The sequence below is a fragment of the Mycolicibacterium septicum DSM 44393 genome (assembly GCF_000455325.1).
In the GTDB taxonomy this organism is placed as follows: Bacteria; Actinomycetota; Actinomycetes; order Mycobacteriales; family Mycobacteriaceae; genus Mycobacterium; species Mycobacterium septicum.
The window spans coordinates 504,960-520,721 of record NZ_HG322951.1 but is presented as its reverse complement, the minus strand read 5'-3'; the positions used below and the strand labels follow the sequence as shown (position 1 = coordinate 520,721).

The following is a 15,762-nucleotide window of genomic DNA, read 5'->3' as shown; positions in this document are numbered from 1 at the left end:
CTCGCGGTCGCCGTCACCCACGTGTTTCCGGTGCAGCACGGCTTCTGGGTTGTACTCGGCGCGATGTCGGTGCTGCGCAGCAGCGCCCTGACCACCGGGACGCGCGTGTTGCGGGCCGTGGCCGGCACCGCGATCGGGTTCGTGCTGGGTGCGGTGCTCATCGAGTTCGTCGGGGTGGACCCCGTGGTGTTGTGGATCCTGTTGCCGCTCGTAGCATTCGGGTCCGCCTATGTGCCCGAGGTCGGATCGTTCATCGCCGGGCAGGCGGCCTTCACCATGATGGTGCTGATCAACTTCAACCTGATCGTGCCGACGGGATGGCGCGTCGGGCTGGTCCGGGTCGAGGACGTCGTGGTCGGCGCGATGGTCGGGATCGTGGTGTCGCTGCTGTTGTGGCCGCGCGGCGCGACGGCGTCGGTGTCGAAGGCGATCGACCAGGCCCGCGCGGTGGGTGCACAGTTCCTGAAGCACGCCGTTCTCCGCGTGACCCGGGGCGCCTCCGAGCAGGCCACCGACCGCGTCGTCGCTCTGGGCCACGACGCGCTTTCCGCATCCCGAACCCTCGATGATGCTGTCCGTCAATATCTTTCGGAGAACGGCGGGCCCAGCGACCAACGAGCCCCGGTCGTACGCGCGGCCAACCGGGCCAACCGGGTGCGGGCCGCGGCCGAGCTCATCGCCGACGTCGTGCCCCCGCCGCTCGGTGTCTACGCCCGCACGCGCGAAGTGATCGAGGAACACGCCGCGGCCATCTGCGCCCGGCTCACCGGCGACGACGCCACCGCGGTACTGGTGCCGATCGGGGAGAGCTTCGTGGTGTCGTTGCGTGCTGAAGCCGCCGGAACGGATCTGGCCGTTTCGGCGGCTCTCCCTCTTGTCGCCGCTGCCGCACATCTCGGCGAGCTGGAGTTGTTGTACCCGCAGCCCGCCGAGTCGGTGGGTTAGCCGATCAGCTCAGGGGCCGGTGCGGCATCAGCGCATTCGGTGGGATCTGGCCGAACTTGCCCGCCTGGTAGTCCTCCAGCGCCTGGATGAGCTCGGACTTCGAGTTCATCACGAACGGGCCGTAGTGGAAGACCGGCTCCCGAATCGGCTTGCCGCCCAGCAGCAGAACCTCCATCGCGGGCCGGTTCGAGTCCTGAGTTCCCTCGGCAGAGACCGTGATCCGGTCGCCGGGGCCCAGTACTGCGAGTTGACCCTGATGGATCGGGTGCCCGACCGGGCCGACGCTGCCGCGTCCACTCAGTACGTACACCAGTGCGTTGAAGTCGCGGTTCCACGGCAGGTTGAGCTGCGCGCCCGATTCGATCGTGGCGTGCGCCATGGTGATCGGGGTGTGCGTGCTGCCCGGGCCCTGCGCACCGTCGATCTCGCCGGCGATGATCCGGACCAGGGCGCCGCCGTCCTGCGAGGACAGCAGCTTGGCGTCGGGGCCCTCGATGGCCTGGTAGCGCGGCGTCGCGAACTTGTCCTTCTTGGGCAGGTTCACCCACAGCTGGATGCCATGGAAGGTGCCGCCGTTCTCGACCAGTTCGGCCGGCGGCGTCTCGATGTGCAGGATGCCGGACCCGGCCGTCATCCACTGAGTGGCGCCGTCGGTGATCAGACCGCCGCCGCCATGTGAATCCTGATGGGCGAAGCGGCCGTCGATCATGTAGGTGACGGTTTCGAACCCGCGGTGCGGGTGCCAATCGGTGCCCCGCGGTTCGCCGGGCTGGTATTCCACCTCACCCATCTGGTCCATGTGGACGAACGGGTCGAGGTCTGCGGCGCTGACTCCACCGAATGCGCGCACGACGGGGAATCCCTCGCCTTCGTATCCGCGCGGGCCGGTCGTGATCGAACGGACCGGGCGTTCGGTGTCCGACGCCTGAGCTGCCGCGATACGGGGCAGGGTCAAGGTGTCTGCGGTGATGGCTGGCATCTCCTACCTCCTGATTGTGTAAGCCTGATGCCAGCTATAACCGGACTGCGGTCCGATTATTCCCGTGAGGTGTTTGCGCAGTCAGGACAGCCGGGCCAGCGCGGCCTCGCGGGCCTCCGCGGCGGAGCCCGTGGCCAGGACCGCCTCCGCGGCGGCGCGGCACTGCTGCAGCGTCACCTGCGCGATCCGCGAACCCACCGCGGCGATGGCCGCCGGCGCCATCGACAGCGACGTCACACCCAGGCCCACCAACACGGCGGCCAACAATGGATCGGCCGCGGCCTCACCGCACACCCCGACCGGCTTGCCCGCGGCCGCTCCGGCTCGGGCGGCCATCTCCACCAGGGCCAGCACCGCGGGCTGCCACGGGTCGGTGAGGGCGGCCAGGTCGGCCGACATCCGGTCGGCGGCCATCGTGTACTGCGCGAGGTCGTTGGTGCCGATCGACAGAAAGTCGACGTGATCGAGAATCTTGTCGGCCAGCAGCGCCGCGGCGGGCACCTCGATCATCACGCCGGGCGTGAGCCCGTACGAACGCGCCTTGGCGGCAAAGCTTTTCGCCTCTGCAGCGGTGGCGATCATGGGCGCCATCACCCACGGCGGGTTTCCGGTGGCCTCGCCCGCAGCCGCCACCGCTTCGAGCTGGTGGGCCAGCAGGCCTGGATTGCCCTCGGCGATCCGGATGCCGCGGACACCGAGCGCCGGGTTGGCCTCGTCGGGGTGACCCGCGAACTTCAGGGGCTTGTCCGAGCCCGCGTCGAGGGTGCGGACCACCACCTTGCGCCCGGCATACGCCTCCAGCACCTCGCCGTAGATCGTCGCCTGTTCCTCGACGGTCGGCTCGGTGTCGCGATTGAGGAAGCACAGCTCGGTGCGGAACAGCCCTACGCCTTCGGCAGGGGTTTCGCGTGCCGCCTTGGCGGCCGCGCCGTCCTGGACATTGGCCAGGATCGCGATGGTGTGGCCGTCGGCCGTCGCACCCGGTCCGGTCCACTGCCGGGCGGCCAGGGCGTTGCGTTGAGCGGCGGCCACGGCTGCGGCCGCAGCCGTGGCGTCCGGATCGGTGGTCACCGTGCCCGCGGTGCCGTCGAGCAGCACCATCGCACCGGCGGTAACCGAATCGAGCCCGCTCACCGCGACGACGCACGGAATTCCCAGCTGACGGGCGATGATCGCGGTGTGGCTGGTCGGCCCACCCAGCGTGGTGGCCAGCCCGACCACCAACTGCGGATCCAGCCCCGCGGTGTCGGCCGGGGCCAAGTCCTCGGCGAACAGGATGGACGGGATATCCGGCAGCGGCACACCGGGTTCCGGGAGTCCGGACAGCTCGGCGACGACCCGGTCGCGGATGTCGCGCAGATCGGTGACACGTTCGGCCATCAGCCCGCCGAGCTGTGTGAACAGGTCCACGAACTGATCGACGGCCTCCGACACGGCGCGAACCGCCGGGGCACCCGCGGCAATCCTTTTGTCAGCGGCACCTATCCAGGCGCGGTCCTGGGCCAGCGTCGCGGTCGCGGCGAGCACCTCCGAGGCCGCACCCGTGGCGTGCGCGGCCCGGTCGCGCAGCCGAGTGGCGACCTCCGTCACCGCGGCCGCGAAACGCCCCGCCTCGGCCGACCGGTCCGCCTCGTCGATGTCACCGGCGGGGACCTGGATCTCCGGCAGCCTGCTGACCCGGATCACAGGTGCGTACTGCACACCCGGAACCACCGGAACCCCGCGCAAGACAGTGGGTGACGCAACCGATGATGTAGTGCCCATGTGAGACAGATTACAAGAAAGCGTTGACAAGTCAACACAGTCAAGCGTAAAACAACATTTACCAACATTCGAACGGGCTTGAACCCACACAAACGGAGGCTCATGTACGCCGAGGAGCGCCAGCAGGCCATCGCCGCGCTGGTCATGAGCAGGGGCCGCGCCTCGGTCGCCGAACTGGCGCAGACGTACGACGTCACCACGGAGACCGTCCGCCGCGATCTCGCCGTGCTCGACAAAGCCGGTGTGGTGCGCCGCGTGCACGGCGGGGCCGTGCCCACCCGGACACTGCACCTCGTCGAAGCCGGCGTCGGCGAACGCGACACCACCCGGGCCGCGCAGAAAGATGCCATCGCCGCGGCCGCTGTCGACTTCTTCCCCCTCAGCGGTGCCAGCGTCCTGCTCGACGCCGGGACGACCACAGCCCGCGTCGCCTCCCAGTTGCCGACGGACCGTGAGCTCACCGTGGTGACCAACTCGGTGCCGATCGCCGGCCTGCTCGCCACGGTCCCGACCGTCACCCTGCAGTTGCTCGGCGGACGGGTCCGCGGCCTCACCCAGGCCGCCGTCGGCGAGCAGGTGCTGCGCGTCCTCGAAACCCTGCGGGTGGACATCGCGTTCATCGGCACCAACGCCCTCAGCGCGCGGCACGGACTGTCCACCCCGGACACCGAGGAAGCGGCCGTCAAGCGGGCCATGGTGCAGGCGGCGAATTACGTTGTGGTGGTTGCCGACTCATCGAAGGTCGGCGAAGAGGACTTCGTCAGCTTCGCCCCCATCGACAGTGTGGACACCCTGATCACCGACGACGAGATCTCGGATGCCGACCGCGCACTGCTCACCGGGCACGGCGTCGAGGTCGTGATCGCATGATCATCACCGTCACCCCGAACCCCAGCCTGGACCGCACCGTCACCTTGGGATCGCCGTTGACGCGCGGAGCCGTGCAGCGCGTCAACTCCGTCACCGTCGAACCCGGCGGCAAGGGCATCAACGTGGCCCGCGCCCTGACCTTGGCCGACGTGGCCGCCGAGGCCGTGTTGCCCGCCTCTGACGCTGATCCTCTGCTCGGCGCTCTGCTGACGCTTGGTGTGCGGTTCACCAACGTTCCGATCGCAGAGCCCGTCCGTACCAACCTGGCCATCACCGAATCCGACGGCACCACAACCAAACTCAACGAACGTGGCGCCGTCGTGGATGCTGACGCGCTGGAGGCGCTGACCCGCTGCGTGCTGGCCAAGGCGCAGGAAGCGTCCTGGGTGGTGCTGTCCGGGTCGCTGCCGCCCGGGATCCCGGATGACTGGTACGCGCAGGTGGTGTCGCTGCTGGCGCCGCTCGGCTGCCGAGTGGCCGTCGATACCTCCGAGGCGCCGCTGGCCGCGCTGGCGGCCGGGTTCCAGGTGGCCGCGCCCGATCTGATCAAGCCCAATGCCGAGGAGTTGGCCGACCTGGCCGGCGTTCCGGCCGCTGCCCTGGACGACGCTGCCGCCCAAGGAGACCTCTCGCCGGTGGTGGCCGCCGCCGACGCGCTCGTCTCACGCGGTGTCGGCACGGTGCTGGCCACGCTCGGCGCTGCCGGCGCGGTGCTGGTGAACCGTTCGGGTGCCTGGCTGTCCATGCCACCGCCGATCGTTCCGCGCAGCACCGTCGGTGCGGGCGATGCCTCGTTGGCCGGCTACGTGCGCGCCGCCGTCGCCGGCGCCGAAGCCCCGCAACGACTGCAGATGGCCGTCGCCTACGGCAGTGCCGCCGCGGCGCTGCCCGGTTCGGCCCTGCCCGGCCCCGCCCAACTCGACCTCGACGCTGTCCGTACCCACCCCGTGAAGGTGCCACTATGACCCAACCGATCATCACCCCCGGTCTGGTCCTGCTCGATGTCGACGCGGGCGGTGACAAGGAAGCCGTCATCACCCGTCTCGTGGGCGCACTCGCGGAGGCGGGCCGCACCAGCGACACCGACGGCCTGGTGGGCGCGGCGATGGCACGTGAGGCCCAGTCCGCCACCGGGCTTCCCGGCGGCATCGCGATTCCCCACTGCCGCTCGCCGTACGTCGACACCCCGACGATCGGCTTCGCCCGACTCTCCCCCAAGGTCGACTTCGGCGCCCCGGACGGCCCGGCCGATCTGGTGTTCTTGATCGCCGCGCCGGAATCCGGTGGGGCCGAGCATATGAAGCTGCTGTCCAGCCTGGCTCGAGCGCTGGTTCGCAAGGACTTTGTGGCGTCACTGCGCGAGGCCGCCAGCGTCGATGAGGTGGTGGCGCTCGTCGACGGTGTCGTGAACCCGGCGCCCGCCGCTCCCCCGCCCCGGCGCCTGAACCCGTCGCCGAGCCGGTCAAGGCGGTGTCGATCGTCGCGATCACGGCCTGCCCCACCGGTATTGCCCACACCTACATGGCTGCCGACGCGCTCAAACAGGCGGCCGAGACCGCCGGCGTCGAGTTCACCGTCGAAACTCAGGGCTCGTCCGGCAGCACGCCGCTGTCCGCGGCGACGATCGCCGCCGCCGATGCCGTCATCTTCGCCACGGACGTCGGGGTCAAGGACAAGCAGCGGTTCGCCGGCAAGCCCGTCGTCGCCTCCGGCGTCAAACGCGCCATCAACGAACCCGACACCATGATCTCCGAAGCCGTCAGTGCCGCAAAAGATCCCAACGCGCCCCGGGTGGCCGGATCGGCCGAGGCCACCGCTTCTTCTTCGGCTCCGGCCGGCGACGTGGGCTGGGGTACCCGGATCCGGCAGATCCTGCTCACCGGCGTGAGCTACATGATCCCGTTCGTCGCGGCAGGCGGTCTGCTCATCGCGCTGGGCTTCCTCTTCGCCGGCTACGACATCGGCAACACCCCGGACGGTGCGGAACCGCTGGCCTACGGGATGAACTCGCTGGGCCACCACATCGCCGTCACCAACACCCTGGCCGACCTGCCGCCCGGTGGACTGACGCAGTATCTCGGCGCGGTGCTGTTCACCCTGGGCGGGCTGGCCTTCATGTTCCTGGTTCCCGCTCTGGCCGGCTACATCTCCTTCGCGATCGCCGACCGGCCGGGTATCGCGCCGGGCTTCACCGCAGGCGCGGTGGCCGTGTTCGTCGGCGGCGGGTTCATCGGCGGCATCGTCGGCGGTCTGATCGCCGGGTTCGCCGCACAGTGGATCAGTTCGTTCAAGGTGCCGCAGTGGTTCCGGGGCCTGATGCCCGTCGTGGTGATCCCACTGGGCGCCTCGTTGATCGTGGGCCTGCTGATGTTCCTGCTGCTCGGGCGTCCGCTGGCCGCGCTGACCACGGGTCTGACCAACTGGCTCAGCGGCATGACCGGAACCTCCGTCGTCATCCTCGGTGTCATTCTCGGGTTGATGATGTGCTTCGACCTCGGCGGGCCCGTCAACAAGGCGGCCTACGCGTTCGCCACCGCAGGCCTCAACGTCGCCGACCCCGCCACGCTCCGCATCATGGCGGCGGTGATGGCAGCCGGCATGGTGCCGCCGCTGGCGATGGCACTGGCCTCGACACTACGTCCGGGGCTATTCACCGAGCCGGAGCGCGAGAACGGCCGTGCGGCATGGCTTCTGGGCGCTTCATTCATCTCCGAAGGTGCCATCCCCTTCGCCGCTGCCGATCCGGTGCGGGTGATCCCGTCGATGATGCTCGGCGGCGCCGTCACCGGCGGACTGATCATGGCGTTCGACGTCACGCTGAAGGCGCCGCACGGCGGCATCTTCGTGTTCTTCGCGATCGGCAATCTGCTGTGGTTCCTCGTCGCCCTCGCCTTGGGCACCGTCGTCGCCGCTCTCGCGGTCATCACCGCCAAGCAGTTCGCCAAACCCACCGTCACCACGCCGGAAACGCCGGCGCTGGCCACCACCTAAGTCACAAACCTAAGGAGAAAACATGCCCAGCAAGACTGTCACCGTCGGTTCGGCCATCGGCCTGCACGCCCGTCCCGCCGCGATCATCGCCGAGGCAGTGGTGAACGCCGGGGTACCGGTCACCCTGTCCATGGACGGCGGCGAGCCCGTAGACGCCGGTTCGGCCCTGATGATCATGACGCTGGGTGCCGGCAATGGGGCGCAAGTGACTGTGGAATCCGACGACGCCGATGCGTTGGCCACCGTGGCCGGGCTGGTGGAGCAGGATCTGGACGCGTAAAAGCGCCCAGTCGCACGTACTCGTTGGACTGGTCCACACCGACGTGGGAACTACATCGGCACTGATCGTATTTCTGTTGAATTACAAGGTGATTCACGCTCGGTAAGGCTGCTGTGGGCCGCGCCCCTGTGAGTTCAAGTAGTTCATCGCGTTGCGCACGGCGTCGAGCATGCCTTGATACGTGGCGAGTTCGCGGTCAATGTGCTGATTGAATGCAGCACGAGAGCCGGCGGCACGCTTCCCCTTTGACCGCTTTTTGCTCTCAACGTAAGCGATGATGACCTCGCACCGGTCCGCCTCGGCCACCAATTCCCCATACGGTGCGGACCAGATCCGATCCTGAGACCAACGCGCCCAGAACATTGACGAATGAACCATCAACTGGGCCGTATCCTTGTACGACCCCTTACTGCTCCAGTAGTCGATGGAGCACATGAATACGCAGAATCCTGTTGCCACACAGGCGACGATGAGAATCGCTGGCGCCACCAGTTCGGTGACGCGCGCCATGTCCAAAGCATCGTTCTGTGTGACAGCCAGTAGGTGATCGGATGTCATCGTTGCCCGCCACCCGAAGCGACGTTCAACGCATCGGCCAACGAACTGGCCCACCCGCGCATAGCGACAGATCGACCCAGGGCTTCCTCATCACCGGCGCCAGAGGCGGCCCGTTGCTCAAGGAGAAGAGCCAGCTGCCAACGGCGTTGGGCCTCCGCCTCCAGCTCCACATATGGTGCGTGGCTTAGCTGGTCAGCCGGCCACCGAGTGCGAAACTGCTCTGATTCCCTGACCAAGCGAGCCTCGTAGGATTTCCGCCACGAGGTCATGAATCGAACGGAGCCGAATATAGCCAGGGCCCCGAAACCAACCAAGCAGAGCACTGCGATCGAGGATGACAAATACTCCTCTGGTGTGTCCGGCCAACTTCGTGCGGCGAGTACAGCCTCCGGCACCGACACACTGATCATGGGCGCAGCCTAAAGCAGCTGCGCTGAAGCGCTAACCAACGCCGCTGGTAATCAAGAGCTTTTGGCGCTCGGTCCCACTCCACCGTTGGATTGACGATCAAACCTTGGGCACACCGTTCGGCCAGACCGGACGGGGAGTGCCCACGATCGAAGGAGGCACGCCAGGACCCGTGTTGTCGCTGCCCGCACCGGACGGACTCGGCCCAGAAGAGACCATCTGTACCGCGAAGCGCTGACCAGACTCAGGCCCTGAGTTCGGCGCACCCTCATCGGTTTCGCCGCTGTTCGGCAGCCCTTTGACTGCTGCACGGACATCCTCACCAAGGCTTTCGTACTGACTGACAGTCTTATTGATCAGGTCCGTCACGTCACGGATCGTCCGTTGCCCGACCTTCAGCAGAGTTACATAGCCCCCCGTAGTTTGGGCATACGACGCCAACATGGCCTTATCCCGTTGCCACGCCGATTCCACGGCTTCCACGCCTTGGAGTGCATCAAGATGGACCTGCTGAGACTTCGTCAGTATGTCCGCGACGATTCGGTGTGCTTCGCGCAATTCTCGACGTTTGCTATCTAGCCGGGAACCTGCAATTCGCGCCTGATCGCTGCCAGTCCCTTCCCAGTTCGGATGCGCCGGTGATTCCTCGGTGAATTCGGAAGGAACGATATCCGGCGACATCGTGGTGCCCAACAGTTGACGGGCACCAAGCAAAACGCTGTCGGCTGGGTACATCTCTCTAGTATCTCTCAGCACTCCGGCACGCACGGCGCCAGTTTTATCTGCGCCCCATCGGGCTGACCCCGATTGATGGAAGCGGGACTCAGGGGCTCGCTCATCAGCCTCGCAGCTTCTGCAGCACCATAGAGCGCCTTTGTGTCGTCGCTTCCGTGACCACCGCCAACACGTCCGCCACCCGACTGAACGCCACCATGGAGATTTCGCGGGTGAACGACATCGCACCCACAGTTAGCATTGGTGGGCAGCGATTGACCGTCTGGTTTGACTTCCAGTGATCGAGCAACGATGGAGCGAGCATGGCACTGTCCGTAGACACGAACAGTTTGACGAAATGCGCAGTTGAATACGATCGCGTGGCTGCAGAGGTTAAATCAGCTTGCGCAGCGGATCCGTCGTTAACACAAGCAATTGAAGCGAGCCATGGACCTGCGGGATCGGCACTTACTTCCGCATTCGATTATTTCCAGGCTGCCTTGCAAAGGGCTGGGACGCAGGTTGCTCAGCTGCACAGTGAACACGCAGACCGCCTTCGAGTGGCGGCCGATCGGTACACAAGCGCCGACCAGGATGGTGCGGATCGGATTTCCACAGCGGGCCAGGCATCTGAGTCTGGTCAGCGCTCCGCGGTACAGATGGTCTCTTCTGGGCCGAGTCCGTCCGGTGCGGGCAGCGACAACACCGGGCCTGGCGTGCCTACCTCGATCGTGGGCACTCCCCGTCCGGTCTGGCCGAACGGGGTACCGAAGGTATAGCGGTCGATCCAGTTTCGAGCGGGTCTGGCCAGTCGCAGCCAGCCGACTGACAGTGCCGGGAGGCCTTAGGAGACTCTTTCTGGGGCCTTTCAGAGAACTTCCAGTCGTCATCCTCGACCCGTGACCGAAGTGGCGACCAGCGGCGGTCAGACCGGCGCCGTGCGACCTCGTCTGCACTGTAGTCGGGCAGCGAATGCAGCCCCGATCCACGATCGTCGCCCGACCGCACTATCCGGCACGAATCCTCGCCCCTTGCCCAGCGCAACTCCAACTAACGACAAGAAGCGTTATCAGCCTCACCTGGGCACCCTTATGATTGCCTGCGTGCAACTAGCCGGACGGCTTGAAGTGAGAAGATGCATTGTCGAGCAGACCGGACTTTGTTTGCTGAAAGTGCATCAGCACACTGCAGACATGTCCGATGTCCTTGGGGGAGTGTGAGGCGTGCAGCGCTTAGTCGTGATGCTGCTGGCAGTTTTGTTGGCCCTATTCAGTGCGCCTCCGGCGTTTGCGATCGACCCGCCGGCCATCGATGCCGCGGCCGTTCCGCCTGATGAAACCGGGCCCGACCAGCCGACCGAGCAACGCAAGATCTGCGCGGCGCCGACTGTCATGCCGAATTCGAACTTCGCCGACAAGCCGTGGGCGGCCGACTACCTCAAGCTGGCCGAGGCGCAGAAGTTCGCAACCGGCGCCGGCGTAACTGTCGCGGTGATCGACACCGGGGTCAACGGGTCACCCCGGGTTCCGGCCGAGCCGGGTGGCGATTTCGTCGACGCCGGCGGCAACGGGATGTCCGACTGCGACGCCCACGGGACCCTGACCGCGTCGATCATCGCCGGGCGCCCGTCCCCCACGGACGGATTCGTCGGTGTCGCCCCCGATGCGCGACTGATTTCGCTGCGTCAGACCTCAGTCGCGTTCCAGCCCAAGGGTTCGCGCCAGGATCCGAACGACCCGAACACCACCCAGACCGCGGGATCGATCCGCAGCCTGGCCCGTTCGGTGGTTCACGCGGCCAATCTCGGCGCGCAGGTGATCAACATCAGTGAGGCCGCCTGCTACAAGGTGACCCGCCGGATCGACGAGTCCAGCCTGGGCGCGGCCATCAACTATGCGGTGAACGTCAAGGGCGCGGTGATCGTCGTCGCCGCCGGTAACACCGGCCAGGACTGCACGCAGAACCCGCCGCCGGATCCGTCGATCCCGGCCGATGCCCGCGGCTGGAAGGGCGTACAGACGATCGTCAGCCCGGCCTGGTACGACCCGCTGGTGCTCACCGTCGGCAGCGTCGGCCAGAACGGCCAGCCGAGTAACTTCTCGATGTCGGGTCCGTGGTTGGGCGCGGCCGCTCCCGGCGAGAACCTGACCGCGCTGGGCTACGAGGGCCAGCCGATCAACGCGACGCCCGGTGAGGACGGCCCGGTACCGCTCAACGGCACGTCGTTCTCGGCCGCCTTCGTCTCCGGTCTGGCCGCGCTGGTCAAGCAGCGTTTCCCGGATCTGACCCCGGCCCAGGTCATCAACCGAATCACCTCCACCGCACGCCATCCCGGCGGCGGCGTCGACAACTATGTCGGTGCCGGCGTGGTCGATCCCGTTGCCGCGCTCACGTGGGAGGTTCCCGAGGGTCCGGCCAAGGCGCCGTTCCGGGTCAAGGAAATTCCGCCGCCGGTGTACATCCCGCCGCCAGATCGCGGCCCCATCACTGGTGTCGTGGTCGCCGGAGCCGCATTGGCGGTGATCCTCGGGATCGCCGCGATGACCCGGCGCGCGTTGCGGCGGCGCCAATGAACTTCCTGCGGCGGCATTTCGGTTTCCGCTTCACGACGGGGCACGCCATCTGGGCGGCCACGCTGATCCCCGCGTGCATCGCGGTGTGCCTGCACTTCAAGCTGCTTTGGCTGGGGATCACGCTGTCGGTGCTCATCGCGATCTTCTCGGTGCTCACCATCCGCGGATACCGGCTCACCGGCTGGGTCAGGGCGGTCTTTTCCTGGCGGCGACGCCACCGCAGCACGCCCGATGTGCCGTCCGAGCCCGCGGTCGGAGCCACCGTCATGCCGGGGGATCACGTTGCCGTGCGCTGGCAGGGTGACTACCTGGTCGCGGTAATCGAGTTGATACCAAGGCCTTTCACCCCGACTGTGATCGTCAACGGCGAGGCCGTCTCGGATGACACCGTCAGCACCAAGCTCGTCGAGAAGCTGCTGCGGGCGCACTGCCCGGACCTGGAGGCCGACGTGGTGTCGGCCGGCTATCGCGTCGGCAAGACCGCACCGGCCAGCCTGGTGGCGCTCTATGAGCAGGTGGTGGGCCCGTACCCGGCGCCGGCGAACCGGCGCACCTGGATCGTGCTGCGCGCCGACCCGGAGCAGACCCGCCGCTCGGCTCAGCGCCGCGACAGCGGGGTGTCCGGGCTGGCCCGGTATCTGGTGGCGTCGGCCACCCGCATCGCGGACCAGTTGGCCAGCAACGGAATCGACGCGCGGTGCTCGCGCAGCTTCGACGATTTCGACAAGGCCACCGAGATCAGCTTTGAGAAGGAGACCTGGTCGGTCATCAAGGGCCGCAGTACCTTCACCGCGGCCTACAACGCGCCCGGCGGCCCGGACGTCTGGTGGTCGGCGCGCGCCGATCACACCACGACGTGCGTGCGGATTCGGCCGGGAGCGGCACCGACGTCGACGGTGTTGCTGACGACGCTGTCCAATCCGACTACGCCACGCGGGTTTTCCTGCCTGTACGGCGGGCAGCGGGCAGCCCTGCAGGGCCTCACCCCGGTGACCGACAAGCACTACGACCTGCCGATCGGCTCGGCCGGGGTGCTCGTCGGCGAGACCTCGGACCGCTACCCGGTGTACATGCCGTTCGACAACGTCGACGTGAGCATCAACCTCGGCGACGCCCGACTGTTTACACAGTTCGTCATCCGCTCCGCCGCATCCGGCGCCGTGGTGACCCTCGGTCCTCAGTTCCGTGAGTTCGCGACCATGATCAACGGCCGCGTCGGGCGGGTGCCGCGCGTCGCGTGGCCGAATGCGACGACCTACCTGGGCCCGCATCAGGGTGTTGGTCGAGTGATCATGCGTCCCAACTTCATTGACACACCACGGCACCGTCAGCTGCCGATCACGTTGATCAATCCGCGTGAAGAGAGCCGCTACCAGATGGCGCTCGAGCAGTGACATCAAGCTTCCTGGGAGAGGGGTCCCAGAAAGGTCGGGAGGAATAGGCATGACAGAGGAGATGCATCCGCAGGTCGCTGCGGTCCTGCGCCAAGCGCAACAGCTGCAGTCGCTCATGGATGACCAACTGCACAAGATGAACAGCGAAACATTCACGGCGGCAGACGAAGCCAAGAGCGTCGAAGTGACGCTCAACGGGCATCACCACTTGATCGACGTGTACATCAAGGACGGATTGCTGCGGCTGGGCGCTCAGGCCGTCGAGCAGCGACTCAACGAGGCAATCCAGAAGGCAACGGCCGCAGCGACGGCATCCATCGAAGCCGACCGTGAACGGCTCGATGCGATGGTTGCGGAGCTAACGGCCGATGGGCCACAGCTGGGCTGAGGCCCACGGAGTCTCTTCAGGTCAGCCCGTCTCGCCCCGATGGCGAGGCGGGCTGACTTATTTGGTCCCCGCTCCGCGGAAACCGCATGGCGTACAACGAGACTCGCCGACGACACAGATCGTGTCGTCGGCGAGTCTCTGTCTACTGACGTTTGTCTACTTGGTGTCCTTGACATCTTTGCGCGCACGGCGGCCGATGACCGCCTCCGTGTACGCGCGATCCTCGACGTAAAGGTCCTCGTCCTCTGTGAGGTTCGGGTTGCGGCGCTTCTCCTTGCCCTGGCCGCCCTGACCGTGGCCGCCACCCATACCGCCCATGCCACCGCCCATGCCGCCGGCACCAGCGCCACCTGCCATGCCTGCGGGTCCAGCGCCAGCGCCCCGCGCTCCGGACGGAGACGCCGCCACCGTTTCCGCACCGACGGCGGGCCCGAGCGGTCCGGCGCCCATGCCGCCGCCACCGCCACCCATACCGCCGCCACCGCCACCGGCGCTGGCGGGCTTGAGGCTGGGTTCCTCGAGACCGGGCATCTCGGGCATGCCCTCGGTTCCCTTGGGCAGGCCGCCCGACGGGGCACCACCGCTCGGCGAGCCACCACTCGGTTGGCCACCGCCCTGGCCGCCGGAGGGCGAACCGCCGCTCGGAGAGCCTCCCGATTCCTGACCCGCCGACGGATCGGCGCTGGCCGGGGACATCGAAGGCGTGTCCATCGACGGCATCTCGGGCATCTCCGGGGTGCCGCCTCCGCCGCCTCCACCGCCACCGGTGCCTGGAGTGCTGCCCGGCGTCTGGGTACCTGGGGCCCCGGGTGTGTCGGGCTTGGTTCCAACCTCGTTGGAATTTACCGCCGGCACACCACCAATCGTGGGCGCCTTTCCTGGCCGTACTTCTTGGAGGTTGATGTTGTTTTCATAGTTATTGCGGTCGTATTCCGACTGATACTGCCATTGGGTCCAAAGTCGCATCTTGTTCAGCCGATTGGTTTTCTCGTACTCGGCGACATCATGCAAGTTGGGATGGACCCGGACCAGCTGATCGTGCGCATCGCAGAACTTCTGTGCCTCTTCGGCCAGCCTGCCGCACTCCTCCGCCATGTCCTTCCACCAGGTATGGAGACTTTGCATGGCGTTCTGACAGGCTTTGGCGGCAGTGCCGTCCCAGTCACCGACCTTGGCCGGAATGTTGTCGGCGTATGCAGTAAGCGTGTCCTTGTAAGCTTTCCACTGGTCTCGGAAGTAATTCAACGACAGGGCTTTCGTGTCGTTGTCGAAAATGGCATGTGCGGAAGCCTGCCAGGACTGGAATTGATCGTCCGGCGAGGATGGGTAGCTGCCGAAGTCCGGAATACTTGGCACCGGAATATTGACCGCTTCAGGAACCACCGGCTCGATAGGCGGCTTCTGACCGTCGCTACCGTTGACCTGACTCTGAAGCGCAGCTTTGGCCTGCTCGTCGATCTTGTCGTAAGCAGCGGCAACAGATTTCAGCGTTGCGGCGAGACGCTGCACCTCGGCGTCTCCGGCTTTGAGTGTGGCGCTCAATTTTCCGGCACTGTGCTTGAGTTGGTTGAGAGCTTCATTGGTCTCCGGCAAGGTATCCGGAGCCTTCAGGCCGTAATCCGGTGCCGACTCTGCATCCGGACCTTTCGGACGAGGTCGCAACATTTGCTCAGCCGCGCTGGTCAGCTCCGACGACGTGACCTTCAAATCACTCATCGCGAAATCATCCTCCCTACGCCGGTGCCGCTGCCCAGCGGCCGCCGACGCTCCTGACGAAACCAAAGTTGTCCCGCGAACGGCTGCTTCTCAAGCCCGCTCGACCGGTTTCTCGCGACAATCATAAGGGCGAGTCAGAGGCATCGGATGCGGCTCTTTCTTTGAGCCTTGCCGCTTCCGTT

The 15,762-nt window shown here is 66.5% G+C and carries 14 protein-coding genes and 1 pseudogene; 9 read left to right on the top strand and 6 right to left on the bottom strand.

What is annotated here, in order from left to right; translation table 11 throughout:
* On the top strand, positions 1 to 945 hold a 945-nt coding region (locus TX88_RS34835; protein WP_044514420.1), incomplete at its 5' end, for an FUSC family protein.
* Positions 946 to 949: 4 nt separating this feature from the next.
* Here the strand turns inward: TX88_RS34835 and TX88_RS02500 are convergent.
* Both TX88_RS02500 and ptsP read right to left on the bottom strand, forming a co-directional pair.
* A complete protein-coding gene (locus TX88_RS02500; RefSeq protein ID WP_044514419.1) occupies positions 950 to 1,924 on the bottom strand; it encodes a pirin family protein in 975 nt (324 codons plus the stop codon).
* A gap of 81 nt (positions 1,925 to 2,005) precedes the next feature.
* Positions 2,006 to 3,688 carry a phosphoenolpyruvate--protein phosphotransferase gene (gene ptsP, locus TX88_RS02495; protein WP_044514417.1) on the bottom strand — a complete coding sequence of 561 codons (1,683 nt, stop codon included), beginning with the start codon at positions 3,686 to 3,688 and terminating at the stop codon, positions 2,006 to 2,008.
* Positions 3,689 to 3,790: 102 nt separating this feature from the next.
* Here ptsP and TX88_RS02490 point away from each other — a divergent pair, with 102 nt between their 5' ends.
* The 4 genes and pseudogenes from TX88_RS02490 to TX88_RS02475 all read left to right on the top strand — a co-directional run bounded on the left by TX88_RS02490 (position 3,791) and on the right by TX88_RS02475 (position 7,829).
* Complete coding sequence (locus TX88_RS02490; RefSeq protein ID WP_044514415.1) at positions 3,791 to 4,558, top strand: DeoR/GlpR family DNA-binding transcription regulator; 768 nt, start codon at positions 3,791 to 3,793, stop codon at positions 4,556 to 4,558.
* Entirely contained in the window at positions 4,555 to 5,523 is a 969-nt protein-coding gene (locus TX88_RS02485) for a 1-phosphofructokinase family hexose kinase (RefSeq protein ID WP_044514414.1), read from the top strand. The genes TX88_RS02490 and TX88_RS02485 overlap by 4 nt, the downstream gene beginning before the upstream one ends.
* Positions 5,520 to 7,549, top strand: a pseudogene (locus TX88_RS02480) (PTS fructose transporter subunit IIABC). Before TX88_RS02485 ends, TX88_RS02480 begins: the two are co-directional and overlap by 4 nt.
* A gap of 22 nt (positions 7,550 to 7,571) precedes the next feature.
* Positions 7,572 to 7,829, top strand: a complete 258-nt coding sequence (locus tag TX88_RS02475) for an HPr family phosphocarrier protein (protein ID WP_029110534.1) — start codon at positions 7,572 to 7,574, stop codon at positions 7,827 to 7,829.
* Positions 7,830 to 7,922: 93 nt separating this feature from the next.
* On the opposite strand, the gene TX88_RS02470 is transcribed toward TX88_RS02475, so the two are convergent.
* The 3 genes from TX88_RS02470 to TX88_RS34125 all read right to left on the bottom strand — a co-directional run bounded on the left by TX88_RS02470 (position 7,923) and on the right by TX88_RS34125 (position 9,834).
* Positions 7,923 to 8,339, bottom strand: coding sequence for a hypothetical protein (locus TX88_RS02470; protein ID WP_162563067.1), 417 nt, complete (start codon positions 8,337 to 8,339; stop codon positions 7,923 to 7,925).
* A 555-nt stretch (positions 8,340 to 8,894) separates the two neighbouring features.
* Complete coding sequence (locus TX88_RS34130; protein WP_162563066.1) at positions 8,895 to 9,530, bottom strand: hypothetical protein; 636 nt, start codon at positions 9,528 to 9,530, stop codon at positions 8,895 to 8,897.
* A gap of 103 nt (positions 9,531 to 9,633) precedes the next feature.
* Positions 9,634 to 9,834, bottom strand: a complete 201-nt coding sequence (locus tag TX88_RS34125; RefSeq protein WP_162563065.1) for a hypothetical protein — start codon at positions 9,832 to 9,834, stop codon at positions 9,634 to 9,636.
* Here TX88_RS34125 and TX88_RS35685 point away from each other — a divergent pair.
* From TX88_RS35685 to TX88_RS02445, 4 genes are all read left to right on the top strand, one after another.
* A complete protein-coding gene (locus TX88_RS35685; protein ID WP_084621766.1) occupies positions 9,833 to 10,288 on the top strand; it encodes a type VII secretion target in 456 nt (151 codons plus the stop codon). The two genes, TX88_RS34125 and TX88_RS35685, sit on opposite strands and share 2 nt — an antisense overlap.
* A 444-nt stretch (positions 10,289 to 10,732) precedes the next feature.
* Positions 10,733 to 12,082: a type VII secretion-associated serine protease mycosin gene (gene mycP, locus TX88_RS02455; RefSeq protein ID WP_044514408.1), complete on the top strand. Its 1,350-nt coding sequence runs from the start codon at positions 10,733 to 10,735 to the stop codon at positions 12,080 to 12,082.
* Entirely contained in the window at positions 12,079 to 13,476 is a 1,398-nt protein-coding gene (eccE, locus tag TX88_RS02450) for a type VII secretion protein EccE (protein WP_044514406.1), read from the top strand. The genes mycP and eccE overlap by 4 nt, the downstream gene beginning before the upstream one ends.
* Positions 13,477 to 13,525: 49 nt before the next feature.
* Entirely contained in the window at positions 13,526 to 13,864 is a 339-nt protein-coding gene (locus tag TX88_RS02445; protein ID WP_044514405.1) for a YbaB/EbfC family nucleoid-associated protein, read from the top strand.
* A 156-nt stretch (positions 13,865 to 14,020) separates the two neighbouring features.
* Here TX88_RS02445 and TX88_RS02440 read toward each other — a convergent pair whose 3' ends face one another.
* Positions 14,021 to 15,580 carry a PPE domain-containing protein gene (locus TX88_RS02440; RefSeq protein ID WP_049924819.1) on the bottom strand — a complete coding sequence of 520 codons (1,560 nt, stop codon included), beginning with the start codon at positions 15,578 to 15,580 and terminating at the stop codon, positions 14,021 to 14,023.
* Positions 15,581 to 15,762: the final 182 nt, after the last annotated feature.